The 26,417-nt window shown below is 65.6% G+C and carries 24 protein-coding genes and 1 pseudogene; 5 read left to right on the plus strand and 20 right to left on the minus strand.

Translation table 11 applies throughout. The features are described from left to right. Positions 1-36 precede the first annotated feature (36 nt). From E4O86_RS00515 to E4O86_RS00535, 5 genes are all read left to right on the plus strand, one after another. Positions 37-1,278, plus strand: a complete 1,242-nt coding sequence (locus E4O86_RS00515; RefSeq protein WP_343039051.1) for a nucleotidyltransferase domain-containing protein — start codon at positions 37-39, stop codon at positions 1,276-1,278. Continuing rightward, positions 1,268-1,768, plus strand: a complete 501-nt coding sequence (locus E4O86_RS00520; protein WP_161138556.1) for a type II CBASS E2 protein — start codon at positions 1,268-1,270, stop codon at positions 1,766-1,768. Before E4O86_RS00515 ends, E4O86_RS00520 begins: the two co-directional genes overlap by 11 nt. Further along, positions 1,758-2,795: a CBASS cGAMP-activated phospholipase gene (locus E4O86_RS00525; RefSeq protein ID WP_161138557.1), complete on the plus strand. Its 1,038-nt coding sequence runs from the start codon at positions 1,758-1,760 to the stop codon at positions 2,793-2,795. The genes E4O86_RS00520 and E4O86_RS00525 overlap by 11 nt, the downstream gene beginning before the upstream one ends. Positions 2,796-2,823: 28 nt before the next feature. Beyond that, positions 2,824-3,111 (plus strand): hypothetical protein, encoded by a 288-nt coding sequence (locus E4O86_RS00530; RefSeq protein WP_161138558.1) that lies wholly within the window; start codon positions 2,824-2,826, stop codon positions 3,109-3,111. 73 nt (positions 3,112-3,184) lie between these two features. Further along, entirely contained in the window at positions 3,185-3,622 is a 438-nt protein-coding gene (locus tag E4O86_RS00535) for a hypothetical protein (RefSeq protein ID WP_161138559.1), read from the plus strand. Positions 3,623-3,746: 124 nt separating this feature from the next. Here E4O86_RS00535 and E4O86_RS00540 read toward each other — a convergent pair whose 3' ends face one another. The 20 genes and pseudogenes from E4O86_RS00540 to E4O86_RS00630 all read right to left on the minus strand — a co-directional run bounded on the left by E4O86_RS00540 (position 3,747) and on the right by E4O86_RS00630 (position 26,386). Next, positions 3,747-5,090, minus strand: coding sequence for an integrase arm-type DNA-binding domain-containing protein (locus E4O86_RS00540; RefSeq protein WP_161138560.1), 1,344 nt, complete (start codon positions 5,088-5,090; stop codon positions 3,747-3,749). 406 nt (positions 5,091-5,496) lie between these two features. Next, complete coding sequence (locus E4O86_RS00545; RefSeq protein WP_425500098.1) at positions 5,497-6,225, minus strand: AbiV family abortive infection protein; 729 nt, start codon at positions 6,223-6,225, stop codon at positions 5,497-5,499. A gap of 706 nt (positions 6,226-6,931) precedes the next feature. Beyond that, positions 6,932-7,182: pseudogene (locus E4O86_RS23365) on the minus strand (integrase core domain-containing protein); the annotation flags it as partial. A 15-nt stretch (positions 7,183-7,197) separates the two neighbouring features. Then, entirely contained in the window at positions 7,198-7,860 is a 663-nt protein-coding gene (locus tag E4O86_RS00550; protein ID WP_161138562.1) for an ABC transporter permease subunit, read from the minus strand. Positions 7,861-7,930: 70 nt separating this feature from the next. Next, the gene (locus E4O86_RS00555) at positions 7,931-8,857 is read right to left on the minus strand and encodes an ABC transporter substrate-binding protein (protein WP_161138563.1); all 927 of its coding nucleotides are present in this window, start codon (positions 8,855-8,857) and stop codon (positions 7,931-7,933) included. Between the two features lie 440 nt (positions 8,858-9,297). After that, positions 9,298-10,440, minus strand: coding sequence for an NAD(P)/FAD-dependent oxidoreductase (locus E4O86_RS00560; RefSeq protein ID WP_161138564.1), 1,143 nt, complete (start codon positions 10,438-10,440; stop codon positions 9,298-9,300). Then, on the minus strand, positions 10,441-12,168 hold the full coding sequence (locus E4O86_RS00565; protein ID WP_161138565.1) for a hydantoinase B/oxoprolinase family protein: 1,728 nt from the start codon (positions 12,166-12,168) through the stop codon (positions 10,441-10,443). Continuing rightward, positions 12,165-14,216 carry a hydantoinase/oxoprolinase family protein gene (locus E4O86_RS00570; RefSeq protein ID WP_161138566.1) on the minus strand — a complete coding sequence of 684 codons (2,052 nt, stop codon included), beginning with the start codon at positions 14,214-14,216 and terminating at the stop codon, positions 12,165-12,167. Before E4O86_RS00570 ends, E4O86_RS00565 begins: the two co-directional genes overlap by 4 nt. Before the next feature lie 20 nt (positions 14,217-14,236). Continuing rightward, the gene (locus E4O86_RS00575; protein ID WP_161138567.1) at positions 14,237-15,427 is read right to left on the minus strand and encodes a diaminopropionate ammonia-lyase; all 1,191 of its coding nucleotides are present in this window, start codon (positions 15,425-15,427) and stop codon (positions 14,237-14,239) included. 193 nt (positions 15,428-15,620) lie between these two features. Next, a complete protein-coding gene (locus E4O86_RS00580) occupies positions 15,621-17,234 on the minus strand; it encodes a GMC family oxidoreductase (RefSeq protein WP_161138568.1) in 1,614 nt (537 codons plus the stop codon). Positions 17,235-17,276: 42 nt separating this feature from the next. Next, on the minus strand, positions 17,277-18,581 hold the full coding sequence (locus E4O86_RS00585) for a TRAP transporter large permease (protein ID WP_161138569.1): 1,305 nt from the start codon (positions 18,579-18,581) through the stop codon (positions 17,277-17,279). 78 nt (positions 18,582-18,659) lie between these two features. Beyond that, the gene (locus E4O86_RS00590; protein ID WP_161138570.1) at positions 18,660-19,199 is read right to left on the minus strand and encodes a TRAP transporter small permease subunit; all 540 of its coding nucleotides are present in this window, start codon (positions 19,197-19,199) and stop codon (positions 18,660-18,662) included. A gap of 49 nt (positions 19,200-19,248) precedes the next feature. Further along, entirely contained in the window at positions 19,249-20,250 is a 1,002-nt protein-coding gene (locus tag E4O86_RS00595; protein WP_161138571.1) for a TRAP transporter substrate-binding protein, read from the minus strand. A 99-nt stretch (positions 20,251-20,349) separates the two neighbouring features. Continuing rightward, positions 20,350-20,937 (minus strand): amidase family protein, encoded by a 588-nt coding sequence (locus E4O86_RS00600; RefSeq protein WP_161138572.1) that lies wholly within the window; start codon positions 20,935-20,937, stop codon positions 20,350-20,352. Positions 20,938-21,100: 163 nt separating this feature from the next. Beyond that, positions 21,101-21,958, minus strand: coding sequence for an urease accessory protein UreD (locus E4O86_RS00605; RefSeq protein ID WP_161138573.1), 858 nt, complete (start codon positions 21,956-21,958; stop codon positions 21,101-21,103). Continuing rightward, positions 21,955-22,653, minus strand: coding sequence for an urease accessory protein UreG (gene ureG / locus E4O86_RS00610; RefSeq protein WP_161138574.1), 699 nt, complete (start codon positions 22,651-22,653; stop codon positions 21,955-21,957). The genes E4O86_RS00605 and ureG overlap by 4 nt, the downstream gene beginning before the upstream one ends. Then, positions 22,650-24,356, minus strand: coding sequence for an urease subunit alpha (ureC, locus tag E4O86_RS00615; RefSeq protein WP_161138575.1), 1,707 nt, complete (start codon positions 24,354-24,356; stop codon positions 22,650-22,652). The genes ureG and ureC overlap by 4 nt, the downstream gene beginning before the upstream one ends. 1 nt (position 24,357) lies before the next feature. Then, entirely contained in the window at positions 24,358-25,110 is a 753-nt protein-coding gene (ureB, locus tag E4O86_RS00620) for an urease subunit beta (protein ID WP_161138576.1), read from the minus strand. 39 nt (positions 25,111-25,149) lie between these two features. Then, entirely contained in the window at positions 25,150-25,875 is a 726-nt protein-coding gene (locus E4O86_RS00625) for an urease accessory protein UreF (protein WP_161138577.1), read from the minus strand. Further along, complete coding sequence (locus E4O86_RS00630) at positions 25,865-26,386, minus strand: urease accessory protein UreE (protein ID WP_343039052.1); 522 nt, start codon at positions 26,384-26,386, stop codon at positions 25,865-25,867. Before E4O86_RS00630 ends, E4O86_RS00625 begins: the two co-directional genes overlap by 11 nt. Positions 26,387-26,417: the final 31 nt, after the last annotated feature.

Genomic DNA, 26,417 nt, shown 5'->3' on the forward strand with positions numbered 1-26,417 from the left:
GTGAACCCTTTCCGGCAGACCGATGCCCTCGACGAAGTGCTGCTCGACGTCGCGGCGCTGATCGAACTGAGTCCCCGCGACCGCCGCGTCGCGGACAACCGCTACCGCCTTCTCAAGCAGCATCTGGAGCGCAAGGGCAGCCCGCTGGCGCCGTATCTCGTAGACGGCGTCAGCCTGATCTACGCGCAGGGCTCGATCGCCACCAGCACGACGATCGTCAGCGGCACCGATGACGACCGGTTCGACGTTGACGCAATCGTCGAGATCGACGTGCCGGCGCATTGGGACAACGACCGGGCGCTCGATCTTCTTGAGGAGTCGCTGCAGGGCTTCCCCGGCGTCGTGAAGATCGTGCGCTGCACGCGCTGCGTCCAGCTTCAGTTCGCCTTCATGCATATGGACGTGACCATCATGGACCGCCGCGCCCGCATCGCGGTCGAGCGGGCGGGGGAGATTTTCCACTCGCCCGACAAGGGCGAATCGTCCCGCGTGCCGTCCAACCCGTGGGGCTTCACGTCGTGGTTCCGCCGCACGGTCGGCATCGGGCAGGAGGCGTTCAAGGAAATCCTGCGCCGCCACCGCGGCGCCGCGGGGCGGGACCGGCTGCCGCTCCTCAACGAGCGCGAGCGGCTCGTCGTCGCCAAGGCCGACCAGGTCGATCTGCCGCCGATGATCCCGAGTGCCATCGACGCGCAGGAGGCCGTCGCGCTCAAGCTTTTGAAGCGTTTCCTCAACCTGCGCTATGAGGGCCTGCCGGTGAAGCGGCCGCCCTCGATCTACCTGACCAAGCGGGCCGGGGATGTTGGTTACGTCCCGCAGGGTCTCACGGCGCAGCTTTTCGCGCTCGCCGATTCAACGGCCAAGATCATGCGCGGCCACATCGCCGCCGGGACGCGCCCCCGCGAACTCAATCCTTCCTATCATCCCGACCGCATCAACGACCGCTGGCCGGCTGACGGCGCGGTGGGCATCAAGGACATGAAGATGTTCGCCGAGCATCTTGAATATCTCTGCGACCGCCTCGAGCAGATGGCGATCGCGCCGCTCGACGACATGGCCAAGGTCATCGACGAGCTGTTCGGCGAGCGCGTTGGCAAGGCGCAGCGCGAAGCGATGGCCGCCCGCTACGACCGCCGCCAGGAGCCGGGCCGGCTCTTCGCGGTGCCGCGCAGTGGCGCCATCGCCGCCCCGGCCATTGTGCCCGCGCCGCAGACCTACCGCGAGGTCCCGCGTCATAATTTCCATCCCATGATCCTCGGCGGCGAGGATGAAGGCTGAGCCCGCTCGCCGACGCTCTCCTGACGCGCAACTGGCGGCGATGCGCCGCCAGTGGCCGGACTTTGCAGGCCGGCGCCTTGGCGACGGGACGCTGATCTGGCAGGGACCGCTGCGGCCGAAAGCGCAACTCTATACGGTCTTCATCTGCTGGCATCCCGTCACGATGTCCCTGCCTTACGTCATCGTGGATGATCCGCCGCTGCGGCCCCGCCCGGGCGGCGCCTTCGCGGAAATCCCGCACCTCATCTTCTATGCTGACAAGCCGGAACAGTCGGGTCTGTGCCTTTTCGATCCCGAGGGCCGTGAATGGTCGCCGGCCGATCTGATCGCCGACACCACAGTGCTGTGGACCGCCGAATGGCTGACCTACTATGAACTGTGGCACATGACCGGCGAATGGCTCGCGCCGGGCGTGGGTTACGAGAGCGTCGCGCGGATGATACGGGCCGATGCGGAGGCCGTGAAGGCGGTGCTGGACGATGTTCACTGACCGCCGCGCAAACAGCCGGGGAACGCGTCGGCGCAAGCAGCCCTGGCCCGAGGACCGGCCGTTCAGAATCCTGGCGCTCGATGGCGGGGGCATCAAGGGCGTCTACACCGCTGAACTGATGCGGCTGTGCGAAGAGCATTTTAGGAGGCCGGTGGCGCCGGCGTTCGACATGATCGCCGGCACCTCGACCGGCGGCATCATCGCCCTCGGCCTTGGCCTCGGCAAATCCGCTGCCGAAATCGCCGCCTTCTACCACGACGACGGGCGGCATATCTTTCCGCCGCTGCCGCAGCGCAGACTGATGCGGTGGTGGAAGCTCTGGTGCGCGCTGCACGGCCCCAAGCTGAACCACGGGGAGCTGGAGCGCGCCCTGAAGCGGCGGTTCGAGGATCATCTTCTCGGCGAGTCGACATGCCGCCTCGTAATCCCCGCCTTCATGATGCCGAAGACCGAGATCGCCGTCTTCAAGACTGACCATCACGAGGATTTCCGCAACGACTACAAGACGCCGATGTGGAAGGTGGCCCGGGCGACATCGGCGGCCCCGACCTATCTCAAGGGGCTGGAGCACGAGGAAAGCGGCCGCATCTTCATCGACGGCGGCGTGTGGGCGAACAACCCGGCCATGGTCGCGCTGGTGGATGCACTGACTGCCTACGACATCACGCCCGACCAGGTGCAGATGCTGAGCATCGGCACCGGCAACGCGCCGTTCTCCCTCAGCAGGGACAAAGTCATGAGCGGCCTTGTCGCCTGGCGCGAAGCCATCAAGGCCGCGATGTTCCTGACCACCGACAACGCCACCGCGCAGGTCAAGCTCCTGCTCGGTCCCGAACGCTGCCTGCGGATCGAACCGGCGGGTGATGACGCGGCAGTCGAGATGGACGACTATGACGCGGCGTTCGCCTGCCTTCCGGCGCTGGCCGCCGCGGACTTCGCCGCGCACAAGGAGGCCGTCGCGCCCTTCTTCGCGCAGGCCGCCGCGCCGCGCGAACGGCACTATACAAGCGTGCCGCACGGAGATTGAGGAGGACCGTCAGGGCGCGGCCTTCTCAATGGGATGGTCTACGTGCGACCTGACGCGTGCGCTCGCGGTCATCAAACTGTGGGAGAGCGACAAGGGCGATCTCGACTACGACGGTTTCGCCAGGCGGGTCGCGGGCGGCAGGGACTACGACGTCGGAGACCTCCAGACGCTGCTGCGCAACAACGAGCAGCCAGTCCTGGACGCTGTGATAGAGCATGTAACCGAAAACCGCCGCTGGCTCGGACAGAGGACCGCTCTTGAAACCCGGATCACGCAGGATGCCAAACGCACGCTCAAGGAAGAGGTCGCCACCTAAGAGTCGAAAACCGTCAAGCGCGTGGCATGGCTCCACACCTTGCCCGCCTCGACGATCCTGATCGCTGATCCCGATGACCGAAAGAGAGAAACACGCGCCGCGCTTCCCTGAAATCTGCCCCGGCGACTGGATCGGGGAAATCGTTGGAAGCTGCTCCGTCAATTTCGGGCAGGTCGTGCAGGACGGGCCACCGAGGCAGTCCGTCGAGCTCACCTATCTCATCATGCCAGCGGCGCTCGCGATGCCGGAGACCCGGTTCACCTGGCCCGGCGTCATCGTGATCATGACGCCGACGCCGATGAAGACCGAACATGCTGACGCCGGCAGCTTGTTCAAGGCGGCACATTTGCCTGCGCTTGCGCTTTCGCTCGATGTCACGCGCGGCCAGTTCTCCGACATGCTGCGGATGTTCGAGGCAAAGCGCCTGCGAGGCTTTCACTTTACGCTGGAGGCGGGAAGCGACGGCGCGTGGCCCGTTCGCAGCTGGGGAATGGGTGCAGCCATAACCTAGCGACCGCTGCGTCCGCCTCGCCGCCATGCAATGGGCTCGCCGAGGAGGTCACGCACATCGTCGCCTGCCACGGTCGGTCGAGAAGTGGCCGGTACCAAACATCGCCGCGCACGAACCCGCTCTCCTATGCCGCGAGGCGCTTTCCCGGTTCGGCCGCGTTCTCGGCTGACGCAAACAGGCGCTCCATCGCTGCTAGACGCGACTCACGATCAATTGCGTAAGAGCTTCGCTTGAACTGTACGCCTTCGAGCAACCCGTTGATGTAACCGGCCACAGCATCAGCAGCCATGATCAAGGCGGTGTCGACGGTGTGGATGTATCGGCTTGTGACAGTGCCTTGTGCGTGACCGAGAAGCGCAGCGACGGTCGATTCGGTAAAGCCGAGGTCGTTGGCCACACTAGCGTAACTGTGTCGAAGCACGTGGGGCGTGATGCCGGCGAGTGGCGTACCCCCGACCATCTTGTGCCAGTGCTTGGGAAACCCGACGAGCGGCTTTCCCTCAAGGGTTCCGACGAACACGGGTCCGGCTGGGTGTTCTGGGCGACGAGCGGTTAGCAGATCGATCACTGGTAGCCCGACGGGGCGCACCGATGCGCCTTCCTTGCTGTCGGTCAGACGCAGACAACTGTTATCGGCGTCCACTTCCGGCCAGATGAGATTGATGATCTCGCCGCGCCGGCAGCCGGTCAGAGCGATTGTTCGCGCGATCGCCGCTGCCGTGGCGAGTTGATCATCCTGTGCCGCCTTCCGCAAAAGCTTTCCAAGGAGCCGATATTCGTCCTCCGACAGGCGTCGGGTTCGCTTGTCATAGGCCGGCTTGCGAATGCCATGAGCCGGATTGGTCTCGATAATCCCGTTCTCGCGCGCATAGGTGAGGATGGCGCCGAGCATGCCGACTGTCCGTGTGCCCGTGCCGATCCCGCCGCGCACGATCGACCTGCCACGCTTCTTGGTCTTCTGATCGGCCTTGGTCTTTCCTGAAGCGACATCGCGCATGAACCGGATGATGTCGGCGCTGGTGAGATCCTTCACGCGCCGGGTCCCCAGCAGGGGAATGATGTGGCGCCGGATGCGGCCTTCATCCGTATAGATGGTCGAGGCCTTCTTCGGGCGCCGCTTCTTGCCGAGGATCAGGCCATTCTTCGCGTCCTCGAGATAGCGCTCGCACAGCTCCTTGACGGTGATCGCCTTGTGATCGAGTTCGCGCTCTTCGGCGGGATTGTCGCCCTGCGCGATGCGGCCGAGCAGGACGCGCGCTTGGACGCGCGCAGTCTCGGGCGTCCAGACGCCGTGCGTGCCGATCGTAAAACGCCGCGTGCGCCCCTTGGCGCGGTACTGCACGAGGTAGCTGCGCTTGCCCGACTTGAAGACGCGCAGCCCGAAGCCGGGCAGTTCGTCGTCCCAGATGAAATAGTCTTTGTCGCCGGCTTCGGCGTGATCGACGATGCGCTTGCTTAACTTCGCCATGTGACATACTCCGGCGGCTGCGCCGCGTTCCGTTGGACCCTTTCCGCGGAAGCACCACGGAAGCAGCCGGACGGAAATTCGGGGTCATCACAGGATACTGGCTTCGGGATTGATAACCAGAAAAGATCAGCGTCTACAGTGGTTTAGCGTGCCCTAGCGTGCAAATAGAAACTGTGGCGCAAACCGTCTTTTCAGGCTCCGAAGGCAGAGGTCACAGGTTCGAATCCTGTCGGGTGCGCCAATTTCCTCAGGTCCATTCCGGAATAAGGCTGGGCACTGGGTCTGCTATCGACCCCATTCCTGATGTCCGGAATGTCCGCTTCACTGCAGGCTAGTTGGCACCGAATGGGACAGGAAAGGGCTACGTCGTGGCCGCCCCTCGAAGAGCACCACCGCTAGTAAGCGGCTATTTCTTGGAGGCCTTGCGGGCGTAAATTTCTTTCACCATCGCCTCCCTCTCTTCCTTAGAACGCAGGTTGGCATAGAACTCGTCCACAAACTCGTGCGTCGAATTCACAATCGATTCGTACCGTTGAGCTGATGTCTGTTCCTTCAGTTTCTCTGCGGTTTCCTCTGCGGTGTCGCATGCGAGCACAGTTGCAGCGCGGATGTTAATTTCCGCTGCGTCGATCATTCTATCCACCATCTCGCTTGTGATGACATCCGACGGTCGCTTGAAAAGCCCATCGACGAAGTCGCAATAAAGCGATGCGTTCCGTCCCTGGAAAAGCATGGGGCCCACGTTGACACCGACGAATGCTTTAGACAGCACCTCGTCGATGCTGACAGATTTCTGGCCTTCTTTAATGGCGCTTTCCAATATCGGAATGGCATTTGCTAAGCCCATAAACTGGCTGGCCTTAGAGTCGTGCGATCTAAACCGCTTGGCCGTTGATTTCCAATCGACAGCATGGCCAATGATTATTTGCGTTGCAGCGCCGAGCAGAATGGAAAGCTTGCCAATTTCCTCGCAAGCCATGTAGGCCACAGCATAAGATCTGGCTAGCTTGTTGTTAGCGCGTAGAATCTTTGCATCCTCCAACAGGTCAAGCGCGTTATCTTTGACGGCAACGATGCCCTGACACAGGGTTCTAAGATCAAGATCCTTCATCGAACTGCTTACCAATTTCCTCATTGGAGTGCTGTCGCATGATGCGGTTACCCCCTCACAACCTAAATGTGAGGTTTCATTAGGTTGTCCATCCGGTCCGATCCGGGAGAAGCTGAAGGTGTCAAAGCCGCAGCACTTCAGGAAGAGGTCCGGATGAACGTGCACAAGAATGCCCGCCTGACGCTGATTGGTCGAGAGCGGATGGTGATGATGGTCATGCGCGGACAGACGCCGAAGAATTATATGTAGCACTGACAATGACATAGCGGTGCCCAGTTTCATCCTATCCGGCGCGCCAATTTCCGCAATGAAGTCAACGAATTATCTGATTGTGCGCGCCTTCCAGGTTTTGGCGGCCTCTGCCCACGGAAGCGCCGCGTCGCGTTTCCTGCGCGACGGAAAAGGGGGCGTTGGACGCGTTTCTGCGGAATTCGAGGACGCGCCTGAGCCATTCTTGGCGAAAGCATTTCGGCTCGAGACACAGCTAACCCATCGAGCGTTGCTCACGTGGGCAACGCCCATCGTTATTGGCGCAAGCTAATTTGCCAGGTGGACGGTAAGGCTTCCTGTGACCCATAGCAGCGGTTCGGAACGCCTGCTTTCGGCGCAATGCGACTATTTCGCCCGATAGGGCGAGACCTGCCTCACTGCTGATCTTGACGCAATCCGCTTTCGGTCCGTCGGAAAACCCGATGATCGGCGCTATAAGGTTTGACCTGCCGCTGAACCTTCATCGAGCGGCGATTGGAGTCTCGGCTGTTGATGCACCATTTGGCGCTGCATGAGCAATCGGCGCCGTCGCGGAGCTTTCATCCGGCGGAGCGTCGCTGCCGGTTGCGGTGATGGTGGTGGCGAACTCGGCCGGAATGGCGTAGCCCAACGCCGAGTGAGGCCTCTCGTGTTGTACTCGCTGACCCACTCGGCGATGGCGTTCCGGGCGTGATCGAGGCCGAAGAACAGGCTCTCGTTGAGCAGCTCGTCGATGCTTTTCAGAGGCTACCTGGCGGTGCGGCGGCGGTTGCTCACGTCGAGCTGACGCTCGGTCCATTCGACCAGTTTGGCCGCAGGATAGCTGATTGCGAAATAAAGAACCGCCACCAATCCGAAAATCTCGAAATGGTGAAAGGTTTTCGCCGCGAGGAGTTGTCCCGTCATCATCAGATCTCTCATGGTGATGACCGAGACAAGCGACGAATCCTTGAACATCGATACGAAAAAATTTCCCAGCGAAGGAATGACCAGCCGGATCGCTTGCGGAATGAGTATCTTCCAGAGGGCGAGCCGTCGCGTCATGCCCAGCGCCGTCGCCGCCTCGAACTGGCCGCGCGGCACGGCCTGGATGCCGGAGCGGAACACCTCGGCCATATAGGCGGCATAGTTGATCGAGAGCCCCGCCACCCCCGCGACGAAGGGCGACAGCACGATGCCGCCATAGGGCAGCACGTAATAGAGCGTAAAAAGCTGCAGCAGCAGCGGCGTGCCGCGTATGAACTGAATATAGGCGGCGGCCAGCCAGCGCACCGGTGCCAGCTGCGACAGACGCGAAAGCCCGATGAGGAGGCCAAGGCCAAGCGCGAGCGCATAGGCGGCGAAAGAGACCTCCAGCGTCACCAGCGCGCCGTACAGCAGGGGCGGCAGGTAGGAGACAAGCTGCTGCACGGTGCGATCCTCGTGGTCCGGCGCCCGGGAACAGGCAGGGCGGACCGTCCCACGACAATCCGCCCGATGCTCAGTTGTTGACGGCGGTCAGGCCCCACTTGGCCAGAATCTTCGGCATCTCGCCATTGTACTGCATCCATTCCACGGCGGCCGAGATCGCGCTCATGAGCTGGACGTCCTTCTGGCGGAAAGCATAGCGGCTATAGGCGCTCGGGTTCTTGACCGAACGCGGGGCGTAGTCCTCGACCATCTCCACCTGCCATTCGGGATGGTCCTTGAGCGAGGCCGCCATCACCGGCTGGTCGTAGAGCACGGCGTCGAGGCGGCCCATGGCGAGCTCAGGCAGCATCTGCACCCAGTCCTGATAGAGCTGGGCATCGAGGCCCTTCTCGGCGTCGAGCCATTCGGCATAGTTGCTGCCGATCAGCGTGCCGACGCGATGGCCCTTGAGATCGGCAAGCTGGTGCAGCTTGAGCGGGTTGCCTTTCTTCACGACCAGAGCCTCGGCGTAATAATAGGTCGGGAAGCTGAAGCTCACGACCTTCGCCCGCTCGGTGGTGGACATGATGGAATCGCCGACCATGTCGAAGCGTCCGGCCTCCACGCCCGGCACAAGGCCATCGAACGTTACGGTCTGGGGATCGATTTCCTTGATTTTCAGCATCTTTGCCGCGAGGCGGATGATATCGGCATCGATGCCCTGCCACTCGTTGGAGCCGGCGTCGAAGAAGCTGAAGGGCCAGCTGTTCGCCGTGGCCACGACCAGCTTTCCCTTGGCCTGAACATCGGCCAAGGAACTGTCCGAGCCGCCGATATCGGGAATGGAAAAGCCCTCGAAGCTGGTGTCGATGGCCGGCGCCGCGGCGCGGGCCGCCGGCGCATTGGCCAGCACGGCGGCACCCGCGGCGGAAGCGAGGCCGGCACGCATGAAATCGCGACGGCCGAAGGTCGGCCGCGCGGACGGCGTATCGTGAGATGCAGTCATGCCCGTCTCCAAGATTGTCCCTGCTTCGATGCAGGGGGTTGTTCCCCATCGTCGTCAGCCCGGAAGGTGATGCTGCCGACGGAACGATCGCTCGCCGTTACGCAGCCGCTGCTCAACCCGGCTCATTCGCGAGCGACGAGTAACGTCTCATAAAATTCGCATAGATTCAAGCAAATCGTTCAATAACTTTATTATTGGAGAAAAAATTTTCAGCTCAACGAATTAGTGTATTGGCTTCAGAACCAAGAACTTCTTTGAAATGAAATTGATACACCTTTCCAAACGTCACTTCACATCGAATTGTCTTCGCCTCATCTTCTCCGCAGCCCTATACGCGCGTGCGAGTACTGCCGCCCAGGCAGGCGGCCTTGGTCGGATGCGAACGCGCGGCGCGGCCGCACCGGCCGGCCACGCAGCCTGAAATGGCGGAAGCCCGCTCCCGCCAGGCCCCTTTAGAACAGCGGCAGCGAAGGCTCGGCCTTGCCCGCCGCCCACGGGGCGATCCGCTCCACGGGCTGCTCGCCAAGAGCGGCCGCGGCGATGCCAGAAGCGACAAGCGGGGCCAGCTTGAAACCGTGGCCGGAACAGGCCGAAACCGCAAAGCCGTTCGCGCCCGGCTGCACCACCCGGAAGGTCTCGTCGTCGGTGACAGTGTAGAAGCAGGCGCGCGGCTCGATGATGCTGTAGCTCTCGACATCGCGGTAGGCCTTCTTCATGCCGGCCCAGATGGGCGCGATGTCGTCCGCGGTCGCGATGCGGTCCTCGTCGGGATCGCCGGTGAGCGAGAAGCGGTGATCGCCGATCTTGAGGCGGGTGCCGCGCCGGGGCGGCAGGCAGTAGAGCCCGGCCTCGACATCCCGGACCACTACGACCGGCGCCGACATCCAGACGCGCAGATGCTCGGGCGGCGGCGCGAGATAGAGCACGGCCTGCCGCGAAGGCACGGCCACGCCGTCGAGGCCCGGCACCAGCCGCCCGATCCAAGGCCCTGCCGCCACGATCACGCGGTCGGCGCCGAACACGCCCCTGGACGTGGTAACGGTGGCCCTGTCAGGATCGACGTCGGTGACAGGCGTATGGGCCTGGAATTCAACGCCCAGCAGATTCAGATGGACGATCAGGTCGGTCATGATCCGGCGCGGGAACAGCAGCCCTGATCCGCCGACCTCGACCGCGCGGGAAATGCCCTGCTCGTTCAGCACCGGCAGGCGCCGGACGACCTCGGCGGCACCGAGATCCTTGCAGGAAATACCCATTTCCGCGAGTTGGGCTACCGTGTTGTCGTACCAGGCATCCTCATGGCGCAGCACATAAATGCCGCCGGTCTCCTCATAGTGCGATCGCCCCAGATCCGCCCACAGCGCGTCCCAGGCGCGGAAGGCCTGCGGCATCATCCGCGCATAGCCGTTGAGCTTGCCGTAGGCGTGGCGGTTGATGCGATGCTCGTCCAGCGAGGACGACATCGGGTTGGGGATCGGGCCCTGATCGAACAGCGTGACCTTCACGCCGCGCCTGGAAAGGGCCCAGGCGAGGCTCAGCCCCATGATGCCGACCCCGACGACGATGACGCTCCCGACTGACGGTGTTGCGGACATTCACGGCTCCTCAAACTGCGGATAATGGCGAGCAAGGTAGTCCGGCGTGTATTTCCCGGAACTCAGGTCCGCCTGGACGGACTGCGGGCTGCGGGCCTGCGGCGCGCCATATCCGCCGGCGCCGGCCGTCTCGACGGTGATCGACTGGTCCGGCGTCACCGGCGTCAGTCCGGGCTTTGTCGGCAGGTCTTGGCGCCCCTCGCCGTCCTGCATGTAGAAGCGACCGCGCCCGCCCTCGGTCCCGCCGAAAATGCCCCAGGGCGCATTCAGGAACCGCTCGCCCTGCCCGGTGAACTGCGCCGTATGGCCGACCGGACGAATGGTCCGGCGCAGGCCCAGCCCGCCGCGATGCCGGCCCGCGCCGCCGGAATCCTCGACAAACTCATAGGCTTCCGCCAGAAGCGGATACTCCGTCTCGATTGCCTCGACCGGCAGGTTGGAGGTGTTGATCAGATGAACCTGGACCCCGTCCTTGCCGTCCTTTCCGGCGCGGCCGCCAAAGCCGCCTCCGACGGTTTCGAGATAGACATAATCCTTGCCGGTCTGCGCATCGCGACCCGCGAACACCACCATGGTGTTCGCGCCATTGGCGGCGCCGACCGCTCGGTCGGGAAGCGCCGGGGCAAGCGCGCCCAGAACCACGTCGATGACACGCTGGCAGGTATTGGCGCGCCCGGCGACCGCTGCCGGGAAGGTCGCGTGCAGCATCGATCCGGCCGGCGCCACGATGTCGATGGCGTCGAGCATGCCCTGGTTCGAGGGAATGTTAGGATCGAGCAGCGCGCGCATGGCATAGACCACCGAGGACTGCAAAGCCCGGTAAGGGACGTTGATATTGCCCCGGACCATGGGATGCGAGCCGGTGAAGTCGCAGCGTATGCGTCCTTCGTCCGCCGGGTCCCCCACGGTCACGCGCAGCCGGATCGGCATGTTGATGGCGCCGAACCCGTCATCGTCCATCACGTCTTCGAACACGTAGCTTCCGGGCGGAACCTGTTCGATCGCGCGGATCATTCGGCCATAGCTGCGGGCGAGAATCTGCGCGAACGCCGCCTCCAGCGCGGCGAGCCCGTGCTGGGCGGCGAGTTCGTGCACACGGCGCTCTCCCAGCCGGCAGGCGGCGATCTGCGCGTTGTAATCGCCGTGGCGCTCATCGGGCACGCGGGCGTTCAGGAGGACCAGATCGAGAATGTCCTGCTGCAGCTCGTAGCCAGAGAACAGGCGAACCGGCGGAATGCGCAGGCCTTCCTGATAGATCTCCGTCATGCCGCCCGACATCGATCCCGGCGCCATGCCGCCGATATCGGCATGGTGGGCGATGTTGCACATGAAGCAGATCAGCTTGCCGTCGACGAAGACCGGCATGGAGAAATTGACGTCGGGCAAATGCGAGCCGTCGGCGACATAGGGGTCGTTGGCGATGAAGATGTCGCCGGGCCGGAACGCTTCCAGCGGGTATTTGCGCAGAAGAGCCCCGGTCAGCCCCAGCATGGACGACAGATGAATGGGTTGCGACTTCTCGCACAGGCAGAGCATCCGCCCGTGAATGTCGATCAGCGCCGTGGAGTGATCGTTGCGTTCCTTGATGTTGGTCGAGAACGCGCTCTTCATCAGCGCGATGTAGGTCTCATCCGCGATCGAACGCAGTCCCGAAAGGATGATCTCCAGCGTCACCGCGTCGAGTTCCGGCCGGGCGGCGGCATCGGTCATATAGGCGGGGAGGCTCATGGATCGATCTCGATGACAAGGGTGGAGGTCGAGCTGGAGCGGGCGCGATCGCCGGGGAACAGCACGGTGGTCGTATCGAGCTGCTCGACGATGGCCGGCCCGGCAATCTCCTGCCCCGGCCCGATGTCATCGCGCCGATACACTGCGGCGCGGTGCGGCGCCTCGCGCTGGAACCAGACCTCGCGGTGATCGACCGGCTGCGGAGGGCCGGCGAACCCACTGGAAACCGCGGCCGGGGTGAACTCGGCACGGTCGGTATGGCGGCCCGACGCGGCAAGCTGCGCCGAGGTCACCTCGATCTGCGCATTGGCGTTGTCGAAGCCGTAGATCCGGCGATGAACCAGCGAGAAGGCCTCCCGCATCGCCACCGCGTCGAAGGGCAGCTCGGGGTCCCAGGGAACGGTGATCTCGAAGTTCTGCCCGGCATAACGCATGTCGAGCGTCGCCCCGCTGCGCCGGCTGGCCGGGCTGACATCCTGGGAAACGAACCACTGCCTCGCCTGTTCGGAAAGCTCGACCCACAGCTTCGCCAGCGCCGGCGCCAGCGCCTCGGTCAGCGGCAGGTGCAGCGGCGCGACGAAATGTTCGAGCTGGTCGGCCACGATCAGCCCCTGCGCGCAAAGAATGCCCGGATGCGGCGGGATGACCACCCGCGGGATTTGCAGCGCCCGCGCCACCGCGGACGCATGGAGCGGACCCGCGCCGCCATAGGCGATCAGCGTCAGCTTGCGTGGATCGTAGCCCTTCTCGACCGAGATCGCGCGGATGCCGCGCGCCATGTTGGTGACGGCGATGTCGATGATTCCGAGCGCGGTCCAGATTCGCGGCAGATCGATCTGCGCGGCAAGCGCGTCAATAACCCCGGCCGCGAGCTCGGGGTGCATCGGCATGTCACCGGCCAGCAGCCCCCTGGACGACAGGCGTCCGAGAACGACATTGGCATCCGAGACCGTCGGGCGTGTGCCGCCCCGGCCGTAGCAGGCAGGCCCCGGAAACGCGCCGGCGCTTTCCGGCCCGACCTTCAGCAGTCCGTCGGTATCGATCCACGCCAGCGAGCCGCCGCCGGCCCCGATGGCGTCGATATCGACCGACGGCATGCGGACCGGATAGCCCTCGACCCAGCGCTGGCTGACATTGCGCGTCCGATAGTCCCAAATCAGCGACACATCCGAACTCGTGCCGCCAATGTCGAGGCTGATGGCATGGGGCTCGTCGATAGAGCGCAGCTCATGCGCCGCCCCCGCTACGCCGGCCGCCGGACCCGAGAGCGCGGTACGGATCGGAAAGCGCCGCGCACGCTCGGCGGAAATCAGCCCGCCGGAGGACTGGTTGATGCCGAGCGGTACATCGCCGGTGAGTTCGCGCACGCCCTGCTGCAACGAGCCGAGATAGGTGTCGAGAACCGGCTGGAGATAGGCGTTCAGCACTGTGGTCGACAGCCGCTCATATTCGCGGAATTCCGGGCGGACCTCGCAGGACAGCGATACCGACACACCGGGCATCGCGGCGGCCAGCGCCGCGCCGATCCGCCGCTCGTGCTCGGGCGCCACATGGGAGAACAGCAGGCAGACCGCCACCGCGCCGGGCTTCGAGGCCGCGACCTCGGCCACGACCCGCACGATTTCCTCATCCGTCAGCGCGAGGACCACGCGACCGCCGCGCGTGATCCGCTCGGCCACCTCGAACCGGCGCTCGCGCGGCACCAGAGGCGGGGGAAAGTCCTTCTGGAGATCGTAGATTTCCGGGCGGACCTGCCGCCCGATTTCCAGCAGGTCGCGAAAGCCGCGCGTTGTGATCAGGCTGACACGGGCGCCCTTGCCCTCGATGAGCGCGTTGGTCGCAATTGTGGTGCCATGCGCGATGCGGCTGAAGGCGCCCGGATCAAGCCCGAATCGGGCGCACAGTTCGGCGATGCCGGCGAGGATCGCCTCGGCGGGATTGTGCGGGGTCGACGGACGCTTGTGGTAGAAGGTGCGGCCATCGGCGGGGTTATGGGCACACAGATCGGTAAAGGTGCCGCCGACATCGATGCCTAGGGTCCAGTTCATGGAAGGCTCCTGCCCGCGGCTCAGGCCGCGACGGCAAAGGCGGCGAAGTCCGGCAGGCCGGTTCCGCTCAGGTCCCGCGCACAGAGCGCCTTGAATCCGTCGAGATCGACCGGCCCCTCGGTGGCGATCACCAGCACGCGAGACTGGTCATCGAGCCCGATCGCGGCGCGCAGATCGCGCTCGCCGGATAGCGAGATCAGCCCGGCCAGCCCCGCGACGCCGCTGTCGCCGACATCCACCGGCGCATCGCCGAAGGCACCGAGATGCAGCCCCTGCATCACCCAGATCGCCAGTTCGTCGGTCGTGGTCATGAACGCGTCGGTGCCATGAGCGATCACCGGCCAGGCCAGGCCCGAGGCCTCTCCCACCGAGAGCCCGGCCATGATCGTGTCCAGCGCTCCCTCGATGATCAGCGGCCGCCCGGCCCGCGCCGAGCGGATCAGGCAATCGGCCTTGGTGGGCTCCACGATGATGCAGCGCGGCCCGAGGTCGCCGGGAAAACGCTCCCGCAACAGGCCGATTATCGCGGCGGCGAGCCCGCCGCAGCCGCCCTGGATGAAGACATGGGTCGGCATGGCGAGCTGCGCGGCCTCACCCAGCAGCTCCTCGACCATCACGCCATAGCCCGCCATGACGTGAACGGGATTGATGTCGTAGTCGTGCGAGGTATCGGGCACCAGCACCCAGCCATTCTCTGCGGCCACCCTGCGGGCGGTGGCGGTGCTGACGTCGTAATTGCCGTCGACACGGATGATCTCGGCGCCCTGGGCTTCGATCAGCGACTGGCGCATCGGGGAGACCCCGCTGTGCAGGAACACCACGCAGCGTATGCCGGCCTTGCGCGCGCCCCATGCCAGCGAAAGACCGTGATTGCCGTCGGAAGCCGTCGCCGCGACCGGTCCGTCCGGTGCGCCCCGCCAGCCCTCCAGCACGCGCTGAAGCGCATAGGCGCCGCCGAGGGCCTTGAAGCTGCCGATGCCGAACCGCGCACCCTCATACTTGCAGTCGATCGCTGCCACGCCGCACCGGCGCGCAAGCCCCTTGAACGACAGCACAGGCGTCGGCCGATAGCCCGGCCACGCGGTGATGCGGGCAATCGCCTCACGCGCGAGGTCCCACCCGACAATGCGCTTCAGCCCGTCATCATAGGCTCCGTCCTCGTCATGCAGGGGACTGAGGAAAAACTCCGGACGGCTGATCGGCTCTGGCACTGTGACATCTCCCGGGGAGGCTCGCCAACGCTTCGCGCTTCGGCAAGTTGTAGAAAACATTTTCCTAAAGGAAGTAATTAGTCAACTTCTTTCCAAATTCACCAGAATGAGAAACACCTGCGATCCTCGGAAATGCGTCGTCCGCACCGGGGCCTTCCGGCAGCCGCTACGGGGAAGAGCCCGCAGCATCCGGTCATGCCACCGCCTTCTCGGGCAGCCGGTTCACGTCGCCATGGCGCAGCGCGGCGGCCCCGCGTTCGCCAATCATGATGGCCGGCGCATTGGTGTTGCCGGACACGATGGAAGGCATGACCGAGCAGTCGATCACCCGAAGGCGCTCCAGCCCGTGCACGCGCAAGGACTGATCGACCACCGCCATCTCGTCGGCGCCCATCCGGCAGGTGCCCACGGGGTGGTAGTCGGTCTTGGCGCGCTCCTTGACGTAGCGCGCGATCGCGTCGGGCGTCGTCGCCTCCGGTCCTGGATAGACCTCGCCCGCGTGCAGCGCGCGGAAGGTCGGCGCCTTCATGATCCGCCGGCCCAGCTCGATCGCGCGGACATTGTGGTGAATGTCGTCGGGATGAGAGAAGAAATTCGGATCGATGAGCGGCGCGGCCCGCATGTCGGCCGAGGCCAGCGTTACCCGTCCCCGGCTCTTCGGGCGCAGATAGGAGCACAGCACGGTGACGGCGTGGCCGTTGATCTGCTGATGGGAGTCCAGCGCGACCGGCATGAAATGGAGCTGGATGTCCGGCCAGGAATCATCCCCCTCCGAGCTGTAGAAGGCGCCGCCTTCGCATGCATTCGAGGTGGCCGGCCCGTTGCGGAACATCAGATATTGCAGGCCGTGGATCGCCGCCATCAGCCCCTTGTCGTGGCCGGTATAGGACAGCGGGCGATTGATCCGCACGCAGACATAGGCGTCGACATGATCGTGAAGGTTCCGCCCGACGCCGGGCAGATGGTGGACCGTCGCGATGCCATGGCGGCCGAGCTGCCCGGCATCGCCGACGCCGGACAGCATCAGCAGCTTGGCGCTATTGATCGCCCCGGCGGAGACCACCACTTCCTTGCGCGCGCGGATTTCGCGGACACCTTCGCTACCGACGATCTCGACGCCGACGGCGCGCTTTTCCTCGAACAGGATGCGCCGCACCGGGCTTTCGGTGATCAGGGTGAGATTGGAGCGGCGCCCCAGCGCCGGATAGAGATACGCATGGGCCGCCGAGCAGCGCTCGCCGTTGCGCTGCGTGACCTGATACAGCCCGGCGCCGGACTGGCTTTCGCCGTTGAAATCGGGATTGAACCGCAGCCCTGCCTCCTGCGCCGCGCGCACGAACATGCGTGACAGCGGATTCGGCGAAATCTGGTCGGCAACGCCCAGCGGGCCGCCCGTGCCATGAAAGCCGTCGGCGAGACGCGCATTGTCTTCGCTGGCCCGGAAGAAGGGCAGGACCTTCTCCCACCCCCATTCGCTGTTGCCGGCGTCGCGCCAGGCGTCGTAGTCGCGCGGATTGCCGCGAATATAGACCATGCCGTTCACGGCCGACCCGCCGCCGACCATTTTGCCCTGGGCCATCGGCACCCTGCGGCCGTCGGCAGCAGTCTGGGGTTCGGTCATCCACTCGTAGCGGTGCCGTTCGTTCTGCAGCTTGGCGAAGCCGGCGGGCCAGCGCACGAAGATGGAGTCGTTGCGCCGCCCGGCCTCGATCACGGCCACCTTATCGCCGGGGTTCTCGCTCAGCCGGGCCGCCACCACGCAGCCCGCGGACCCGGCGCCGATCACCACGTAATCGAACTCACGCATCGGTCTCTCCATCCCGGCGAACGCCCGCCGGTGAACGGCCCGTCAGAACAGGACGTTGGGCAGCCAGGTCACGAGTTGCGGGAACACGGTGAACAGCGCCCCGGCGGCGCACATCAGCAGGAAGAACGGGAAGGCCGCCACGGAGAGCCGCGCCATGCTGAAGCCGGTCATTCCCTGAAGAACGAAGAGGTTGAAGCCGACCGGCGGCGTGACCTGACCGAGCTCGGCCATCACGATGAGGAATACGCCGAACCAGATCGGATCAAAGCCGGCATTGACCACCAGGGGCAGCACGATCGGCACGCTCATCACCATCATCGAGATGCCGTCGAGCGGACAGCCGAGCAGGACGTAGAACAGGCCGAGAATGAGAATGAGCATGTAAGGCGCGAGATCGAGCTGGCCGATGGCCATGGACACGTCCTGCGGCACATGCATGTAGCCCATCGCCGCCGACATGAAGCTCGCCGCCGCCATCAGCGACAGCAGCATGGCCGAGGTCCTCGCCGTGCTCATCAGCGCGCGCACCAGCATGGGCAAACTGAGCTGCCGGGTGACCAGCGCCATCGCCAGCGTCGCGGCAAGCCCCATCGCCGCCGATTCCGAGGGCGTGGCGATGCCCAGATAGATGCTGCCGAGCACGATCAGGATCAAAAGGGCGATCGGCATCAGGTCGATCAGCGAGGCCAGACGTTCCGGCCAGCCGGCCCGCTCGCTCGCCGGCGCCAGCGACGGATTGATCAGGCAGCGCACGATGATGTAGCCGGCATAGAGCGAGGCGAGGATCAGGCCGGGAATGACGCCGGCCGCGAACATCTTCGCGATCGAGACTTCCGCCAGCACGCCATAGATGATCATGTTGATCGATGGCGGGATCATCAGGCCGAACGTCCCCGCCCCCGCCAGCGACCCCAGCGCGAGGTCCTGGTCATAGCCGCGCGTTCGCAGCTCCCCCGCCGTGATCTTGGCGATCGTGGCGGTGGTGGCGACGCTCGATCCGCAGATCGCGGAGAACAGCGTGCACCCGCCGATATTGGCGTGCAGCAGCCGGCCGGGAATGTGGTTGACCCAGGGCGCCAGCCCGCGAAACAGCCGACGCGCCATGTCGGTGTGGAAGATGATGTCGCCCATCAGGATGAACAGCGGGATGGCGGAAAGTTCCCACGCCGAGGCGCTGCGCCACATGATCTGGGACATGATCGCGCCGATGCGGGGGATGTCCATGCCCACGACGAGCATGAGCCCAACCACGCTCAGCAGCAGGAACCCGACGAACAGCCAGACGCCGACCCCGAGGAACAGGAACATCAAGACGAAGACGGCGAGCGAGCCGGCATACATATCCATCGCGCAATCCCTTGTGCGTCGCGATCGGGCGCGGCGGCCGCGCTCCGGCGGCCGGCCTCCCGCGCAGGCGCCGATGCCTCAGGTCACCGCCGTCTCGTCCTGGCTTTCCACCAGAAGGCGCTCGGTCGACGTGACCAGCCCCAGCCCGTAGACGAAAACCTGGAGCCAGAAGATCGCGATGCCGAGAAGCATGACCCCGGTCGGGATCCATTGCGGAATGCCGGACATGGTGCCGCTGGTGTAGCCCCGCGTGTACTGACGCGCGACATTGCCCCAGAGATACCAGACCAGCAGACCGACCACCGCGAGCGTCGCCGCCACGCAGCCGAGCTCGATCGCCATCCTCAGGCGCGGGCGGGCCTGCACCATGTTGAGCAGCAGGTTGACGCGCAGGATGCCTCCGGTGGCGAAGGCATAGCCCAAGGGCAGGAACCCCACCGCCGCCACGAGATAGCCGACGAGTTCGTCGCTCATGAAGGTGGAGGTCGCGAACAGCGTCCGCAGCACGACCTCCACCAGTATGACGGCGACGATCAGCACGATGGCGACCGCCGCGCCGACGGCACCGGCCAGTGACAGCAGGCGCGCGAGCCAACGAAGTCCGTTGACGGCGAGCATGGAAGCGTCTCCCGGCTTATGGACAGCCAAACCTTGGCCAGCTCTTGGCCTACTTGGCCTGCACCGCCTGGGTGTACAGCTCGATGACCATATCCGCCTGCGGGCCGAAGCGCTTCTTCCAGTCGTCGATCGCGCCGGCGGCCGACTTGCGGAGATAGTCCTTGAACGTAGGCGCGGGTTCGCTGATCGCGACGCCCTGCTGCTTCATCTTCTCGATGTTGTCGGCGATGGTCTTGCGCGCCAGCGCCCAGCCATAGGTCTGTGCTTCGCCGGCCGCCGTCAGCAGCACGATCTGCATGCCGGCCGGCAGCGCCTCGAACGCCTCGCGGTTCACGTGCACCATCTCGACACCCACGGTGAAGCCGACGGGGGAGAAGGCGGTGAGGCCGGATTCCGGGAATTTCGCCGAGAGCCCGCCATCGTCCGAGGTAAGCACGCCGTTGATCGCACCCGTCGAGATGGCGGGAAGCGTATCGGCCCAGGAGAGCTGGATGGCATCGGCGCCGGCGGCCTTCATGGTCTGCACGGCGGCGAGGTCGACGACGCGCACGCGCAGGCCCTTGAGGTCCTCCTCGGAAGCCACCGGCTTCTTGGCCCAGAAGCCCTGCGGAGTCCAAGGCATGGTGAACAGCACGAACTGACCGTTCTTGGCCATGGCGTTGTCGTAGAAGGGGCGCAGCAGGCGGTCCAGCGTTTCCGCCTCGTCGAGGGTCGATTGCAGGAACGGCAGCGACTGAAGCTCGAAGATCGGGTTGATGCCGTTCATGCGGTTGAACGGCGTGCTGGCGATCTGAAGAGCTCCATCCTCGACGGCCGTATAGTGATCCGCCGCCTTGAAGCCGAGCGCACCACTGAAATGGACGGTGATGTCGAGTTCGCCCTTGGACAGGGCCTTCACGCGCTCGGCGAAATAGGCATCGACCCGACCCGGAAGCGAGGTCGGCGCGTATTCGCTCGAAAGGTCCCACTTCACCGGCGCCGCTTCGGCTCCCGAAACAGCGAGCACCAGCGCGCAAGCCGCGACCGTCAATGCTTTGAATGGCATACGCATGTCTATCTCCGCCGGCCAAAATTTGATGCGAATATACCTATATTTTCTAAAACGATCAAATATTTCCTATGAGAAAAAATAGGCAGTATTGATGAATTTTTAGCCAGCCTCGCTGCGCATGCCAGCACCGGGGCCGGCCCGGTCCGCGGATCGTCCGGCGCTGCGGCCAGCCGGGTCGCCAGCGGGGTGGCCAGCCGGGTGGCCAGCGGGGTGGAACGGCTCCCGCGGACGGTCGAGGGGCGGTGGAACGCGCCGGAACCAGCCGGCCGTACGCTCATAGACCGCGGCGAGCGACATCAGCCGCAGGTCGCCGCCCAGCTGCCCGACGAGTTGCAACCCGACCGGCAAGGGATCCGGGGTGAATCCGCAGGGCACCGACACCGCCGGGTGACCGCTCGCGGTGAACGGCCCCGTATTGCGCCAGCGCAGGGTCTCGCCGGCTTCCGGTCCCTCGGCGATGGGTGTTGCGGCATGCGGGGTGGTCGGCAGCAGCACCAGATCGACCTGCCGGATCGCCCGGTCGAGTTCCGCGCTCATGCGCGCCTTGTCGGCCAGCGCCTGCGCGTAGTCGCCGGGCGTACGTGCCCGTCCGCGATCGAGAAACGCCCGGAAGCTGGAGCCGATCTCGGCCGCATCCCCGTCGGCAATGGCGCCATGATAGGCCACCGCCTCGAACTGTGCGATCACCGATTGCGCGGTTGTTGTCCTGCACCGCCACGGGATCGTGCGCGTCGGGATTGACCCAGACGGCGGCGATCACCATCCAGTCGTCGGGCCCGCCGGCAAACGCGCCGGCCAGCGCGATGGGCGTTGTTGGGTATCTCGCCGACCAAGGCCTCGCCTATGAACATCACCCTTCCCTCGCGCCCTGGCGGGCGGCATCGGCCAGCAGGCCGAGCAGCCGATCGCTTTCGGTTTCAAGCTCCTCAGGCTCCCGTCCCGCCAGCCGCAGCACGAAGCCGGCTTCCCGGCTGAACGGTGCGACGCCGCCATAGACCGCGCCCGGACGATGCAGCCGTTCGACCAGCGCCCGCCGCAGTGGCTCGGCTCGGCTCAGACGCGCCGAGACAACATGGATCGCACCGAACGCCCGGTAGCGGCCGATCACACCCGGCGGCGCGGCGTCGAAATCCCGGCCGTGCAGATAGCCTGCCTCGTGAAACAGCGGCCCGGTGTCCGTCCGCCGCAGACGGATCTCGCTGCGGAAGACATCGAAGCTGGCCGTGGACGCGTCCCCGGAGCCTGCGGGACGGTGGGCACAGAAGCCCTCGTGGAAGATCAGCGTCGAGTCGGCATCCACCGCCGCCTCGATGCATTGGGTGAGCGCTCCACCCGGCAGCAGGATGTGCAGCCGAGGATGCCACATCAGCACCGCGCCGCCGGTGACATGAAGGCGGATGTCCTGCCGCGCAGGAACCGCGCAGGCGCGCACCACCGCCGCGGCAGTGGCGGCCACTTTCACGACAACCTCCCGGCCGGTCGCGGCGAGCGATATCGCGATCCGCTCGCCTGAATAGAGCCCGCCCGAGACCGATTGCAGCCAGGCGACCGCCCCGCCGGCAGTGTTCGGCCAGGGATGCAGCGGGCCCATGGAAAACGGATAGTGGACGCGCCGCCTTTCCAGCACCGTCTGCCCGCCACGCCCGCAAAAATGCAGCTCGAGCTGCGTGCTCGCCGGCGCGTCCACAGATGGGGGGATCGCGTTCACGAAGTCTCGGCCCGCGTGAGTTCCGCCGCCGCGTCGCGGATCGGCACGTCAGGGTGCGACATGTCGCGAAACAGCACATCGTGGCACAAGAGGTCGGCGACGGTTTCGACGCCCCGGCCGTGCCGGCAACTGGTGCCGACCACGATCCTGCCGTCTCGAACCGCGCGCGCCTCGGCGAACATGCGGTCGAGATCGACCCCGACATGGGGCGCGAGATCGGTTTTGTTGATCACCAGCACGTCGCAGCGCAGCACGCCCGGCCCGCGCTTGCGCGGAATGTCGTCGCCGCCCGCCACGTCGATGACGAACAGCCAGTAGTCCACGAGGTCGAGCGAGAAGGTCGAGGCGAGGTTGTCGCCGCCGCTCTCGATCAGGATCAGCTCCAGGCCGGGGAAGCTGCGGTCCAGCCGGTCGGCAGCCTCGATGTTCAGCGTCGGGTCCTCGCGGATCACCGTGTGCGGGCATGCCCCCGCCTCGACGGCGAGCACGCGTTCGGGCGCGATGATGCCGCTGCGGCGCAGCCTCTCGGCATCCTCATGCGTGACCAGATCATTGGTGATGACCGCCACGTTCACGCCCCGCGCGAGCAGGCAGGGCAGCAGCGCTTCCAGCAACGCGGTCTTGCCCGAGCCCACCGGCCCGCCGATTCCAACCCGCGCCGCTCCCCGCGCGCCGTTCAGATCATGGACGGTCATCGCAGCATGTATCTCCGGTTCAGCGGCACCACCGCGGCGGGCTCGCACATCAGCAGACGCCCATCGGCGCGCACCTCGAAATTCTCGCTGTCGACTTCGATCCGGGGCATGAGGCTGTTGCGCACCATCTGCGCCTTGCCCAGATGCCGCACCGACTTCATCGGCAGGAAGGTCTTCTCGACCCCGAGCCGGCGTGCCACGTCGTTCTCGACGGCGAGCCGTGACACGAAGGTATGGCCGAGATGCGCGCGCGCCCGCCCGAGCGCCGCCCACATCGGGCGGTGGATGACCGGCTCCGATCCGACCAGCGAGCCGTTGCCGTCGCCCATCGGCGCCCAGGCGATGAAGCCGGACTTTATGACCTGGGAAGGCTTGATGCCGAAGCTCTGGCGCGGCCAGATCACCAGGTCGGCAATCTTGCCCGGCTCGATCGAGCCCACATAGTCATCGATGCCGCAGGCGATGGCCGGGTTGATGGTGAGCTTTGCGACATAGCGCTTGATGCGCTCATTGTCGGCGTCGGCGGTGGTCTCTTCAGGCAGGCGCCCGATGCGGTCCTTCATGATGCTGGCGAGCTGCCAGCAGCGGGCAACGTTCTCGGCCAGCCGTCCCATGCCCTGCGTATCGGTGGCGAAGATCGAGATCGCCCCCATATCGTGGAGGAAATCCTCGGCGGCCATGCTCTGCGGGCGGATTCGGGCTTCGGCGAAGTGGATGTCCTCTGTGAGCCGGTAGTCCAGGCGATGGCCGATCATCGTCATCGGCACGCCCTCGTCGAGCGCATAGGCGGTGAAGGGGTTGGTCGGGTTGGTCGAGGACGGCAGGACGTTGGGATAGGCACAGACCGCGATCTGGTCCGGCGCGTGGCCCCCGCCCGCGCCCTCGACATGGTACATGTGCACCGAACGCCCGGCGATCGCCGCCATCGTGTCCGCGCAGAAGCCGAACTCGTTGATCGAGTCGGTGTGCACCTTCACGCTGAAATCATTGGCGTCGGCGGCGCGCAGCGTCGCGTCGATCACGGCCGGCTGTGCGCCGAAATCCTCGTGGATCTTCACGCCCAACGCCCCGCCGGCAACCGATTCCTCGACCGCCCCGACATCCGAAGCCGCCCGGCCGAGGAAGCCGAAGTTGAGGCAATATTCCTCGGCGGCGCGGATGATCATGCCGACCGAGTTCGGCCCCGCGCAGCTAATGTCGAAGTTCGGGCCGATGCCCATGCCGATCATGGTGGTGGTGCCCCCCGCCAGCGCATGGTCGCATTGTTGGGGCGAGGAGAAATGGGCGTGGACCTCCACGGCCCCGGCCGTGACGATGCAGCCGTCGGCCGGCATCACCGCCGTATTGGGACCGCAGCGCAGCTCGGGATGAACGCCGTCCATGATGTCGGGATTGCCGGCCTTGCCGAGCGCGACGATGCGCCCGTCGCGTATGCCGATATCCGCCTTGACGATGCCCGCCACCGCATCAACGATCGTGGCGTTGATGATGACCAGATCGAGGCCGCCGGCGGCATAGCTGGCGCGGGCCTGAAAACCCTCGCCGTCGCGCAGCGACTTGCCGGCGCCGACCGTCAGCTCGTCGCCATAGCGGGTGAAATCGTGCTCGATTTCCGCCAGCAGCGAGGTATCGCCGAGCCGAATGCGGTCGCCCTTGGTCGGGCCGTAGATCGAGGCGTAGTGGCCGCGCTCCATCCGGGTCATGTCAGCGCTCCCCGCTGTCGTCGCGCGATGCCGGCGTTCCAGCCGGCGTGCCGGCCGGCGCCGGCAGATATCCGCGCTCGCGGGCGCGGCCCATGGCACGGGCGGCGACCTGCGCGTCATCGAGCGCGCCCTCGACCAGCCCCGCCGCGCCATGAATGGCGCGGGAGCCGCCCATGGCGACCAGCGCGACCCGGCGCCGGATACCCGGCTCGAACCGGACGCCGACCCCGGAGGGCAGGTCCAGCCGGAAACCGAACGTCTTCTCCCGGTCGAACAGCAACGCGCGATTGACCTCGAAGAAATGGGTGTGGCTGCGAACCTGGATGTCGCGGTCGGCGGAATTGAACACCTCGATCTCGATCCGCGCCCGCCCCGGCGCGAGCTCGATCTCGCCCGAGGCCGGCAGAACCTCGCCCGGCCGCGGCTCCGCGTGTTGAGCCGGGCTCAGGCCCGGACCGATCGGGTTGAAGACCACCATCATCTTGGTGCCCTCGGTGAAATTGCCCTCCACCACGATGTGGGGGATCATCGAGGCGACGCCGGGCTCCACATCGTCGAGGGTCAGCAACCGGCCGGCCTCGTCGACGATCTCGGCATAGCCAAGCCCGCGCCGCGCGGCGTGCAGCATCCAGTCGCTGATGAAGGCCACCGCTTCGGGATGCGACAGCGCAATGCCGTCGGCGCGGTTGCGCTCGGCAAAGCGCGCGGCCGAGAAGATCAGCAGGCGCTCCATTTCGGTCGGGGTCAGGTTCATGTCGGCAGCCCTGCTTCTTGGATCGGGTCGGACGGCAGATCAGTTGGAGAACAGGCGGGTCGTGCGGTCGGGATGCCGCAGCATGGCGATTTCAGCCAGGGGAGCGAAGGCGCAGGCCTCCAGCGGCGAGCGGATCGGCCCCGACAGCCCCTCCGCCACGCGGACCCCCATCGCGTTCAACGCCGACTGCACGTCGAGGTGGCTGGCATGGCCGAGGCGGAGCGCGGCCGAGCACAGCCCGGTCAGATAGCCATAGGCGGCCACCAGCATGGCCCGCTCGCGACCAAGACCGCAGAGCGCGAGCATCGCTCCGAGCACGACCGGCTGATGCCCACCCTCGCCCGCCAGCATGAGGTCGCGCAGTTCCCCTGCGCCCGGCGTGCCAAGGCGGACATGCACGCCCATGAGCGCCCGGCCGGCGCGCAGCGACCCCTCGCGCTGCGCCGTCCCGGCCACGCGTAGGTCCAGCTCGGCATCAAGTTCAGCCAAACGTGCCGGTTCACGCGCCAGTGCAAAGGCCGCCTGAAGAAAGGGCGCGTCGAAGCTCAGCCATTTCTGCTCGAAGCTCGCAGCCAGAAATGCCGGAAGATCGCCGCGACGCAGCTCGCCATCGGCGAACAGCCCCTCAAGGCCCCAGGAAAAGCCGAACCCGCCGCTCGGAAACAGGCTGTCGGCAAGGCGCAAGCTGTGAAACAGCTCATGGAGGCTGCCGCTGTCCTTGCCGGCGTCTGGGGCGAATTCCCCCTCCCCTCCATCAGCCGACATGACGCACCCGTCCCTCGTCGAGCAGCGGCGCGACGCGTGCGAGATAGTCGGCCGCCTTCGTCTCGGCCGCCACCAGCAGATCATCGCCGTCGAAGCGCACGCGCCAGTGCAGATTGCCGGCGTGGTAGCCCAGCTCAAGCGCAGCGGCGGCGTCGAGCGGGTGCAGGCGTAGCCAGATTTCGGCCTCGACCCTCAGCACCAGCGCCAGATCGGGCTCGGCGTACAGCACCGCGCCGTCGAACAGGAAGACATCGCGCGGCAGGTCGACGATTACCTCGCGCCCGCACATCGAGCGCGCGCGGAAACGATGCCGCCGCAGATCGGCGGCCGGCACCTCGACGATCTCGACCGCGCCGGCATGTTCGATGGCATGCAGGCGGCGGTGCCAGCCGGCCTCGGCCCGGTCGCCGAGGATCGCCACGACACGCAGCGGCGCAAGCGCCTCCGGGCCTGCCGCTCCGCCGTACGAATGCGCTCCCTCCCGGCCGTCATCTCCGCCGGACGAGGTCATCGGGCGCTCCCTCCCGTCGGATCGAGCATGA

This window comes from Propylenella binzhouense (assembly GCF_009866965.1).
In the GTDB taxonomy this organism is placed as follows: domain Bacteria; phylum Pseudomonadota; class Alphaproteobacteria; order Rhizobiales; family Afifellaceae; genus Propylenella; species Propylenella binzhouense.

Coding starts and splice junctions, on each gene's coding strand:
- ureG (WP_161138574.1), bottom strand. CDS start 22,653: ATGACCGTCCATGATCTGAACGGCGCGCGGGGAGCGGCGCGGGTTGGA.
- E4O86_RS00580 (WP_161138568.1), bottom strand. CDS start 17,234: ATGCGTGAGTTCGATTACGTGGTGATCGGCGCCGGGTCCGCGGGCTGC.
- E4O86_RS00625 (WP_161138577.1), bottom strand. CDS start 25,875: ATGTCGGCTGATGGAGGGGAGGGGGAATTCGCCCCAGACGCCGGCAAG.
- ureB (WP_161138576.1), bottom strand. CDS start 25,110: ATGAACCTGACCCCGACCGAAATGGAGCGCCTGCTGATCTTCTCGGCC.
- E4O86_RS00535 (WP_161138559.1), top strand. CDS start 3,185: ATGACCGAAAGAGAGAAACACGCGCCGCGCTTCCCTGAAATCTGCCCC.
- E4O86_RS00595 (WP_161138571.1), bottom strand. CDS start 20,250: ATGCGTATGCCATTCAAAGCATTGACGGTCGCGGCTTGCGCGCTGGTG.
- E4O86_RS00570 (WP_161138566.1), bottom strand. CDS start 14,216: ATGAACTGGACCCTAGGCATCGATGTCGGCGGCACCTTTACCGATCTG.
- E4O86_RS00530 (WP_161138558.1), top strand. CDS start 2,824: ATGGGATGGTCTACGTGCGACCTGACGCGTGCGCTCGCGGTCATCAAA.
- E4O86_RS00565 (WP_161138565.1), bottom strand. CDS start 12,168: ATGAGCCTCCCCGCCTATATGACCGATGCCGCCGCCCGGCCGGAACTC.
- E4O86_RS00630 (WP_343039052.1), bottom strand. CDS start 26,386: ATGACCTCGTCCGGCGGAGATGACGGCCGGGAGGGAGCGCATTCGTAC.
- E4O86_RS00525 (WP_161138557.1), top strand. CDS start 1,758: ATGTTCACTGACCGCCGCGCAAACAGCCGGGGAACGCGTCGGCGCAAG.
- E4O86_RS00545 (WP_425500098.1), bottom strand. CDS start 6,225: ATGAGGAAATTGGTAAGCAGTTCGATGAAGGATCTTGATCTTAGAACC.
- E4O86_RS00590 (WP_161138570.1), bottom strand. CDS start 19,199: ATGCTCGCCGTCAACGGACTTCGTTGGCTCGCGCGCCTGCTGTCACTG.
- ureC (WP_161138575.1), bottom strand. CDS start 24,356: ATGACCCGGATGGAGCGCGGCCACTACGCCTCGATCTACGGCCCGACC.
- E4O86_RS00585 (WP_161138569.1), bottom strand. CDS start 18,581: ATGGATATGTATGCCGGCTCGCTCGCCGTCTTCGTCTTGATGTTCCTG.
- E4O86_RS00520 (WP_161138556.1), top strand. CDS start 1,268: ATGAAGGCTGAGCCCGCTCGCCGACGCTCTCCTGACGCGCAACTGGCG.
- E4O86_RS00540 (WP_161138560.1), bottom strand. CDS start 5,090: ATGGCGAAGTTAAGCAAGCGCATCGTCGATCACGCCGAAGCCGGCGAC.
- E4O86_RS00560 (WP_161138564.1), bottom strand. CDS start 10,440: ATGTCCGCAACACCGTCAGTCGGGAGCGTCATCGTCGTCGGGGTCGGC.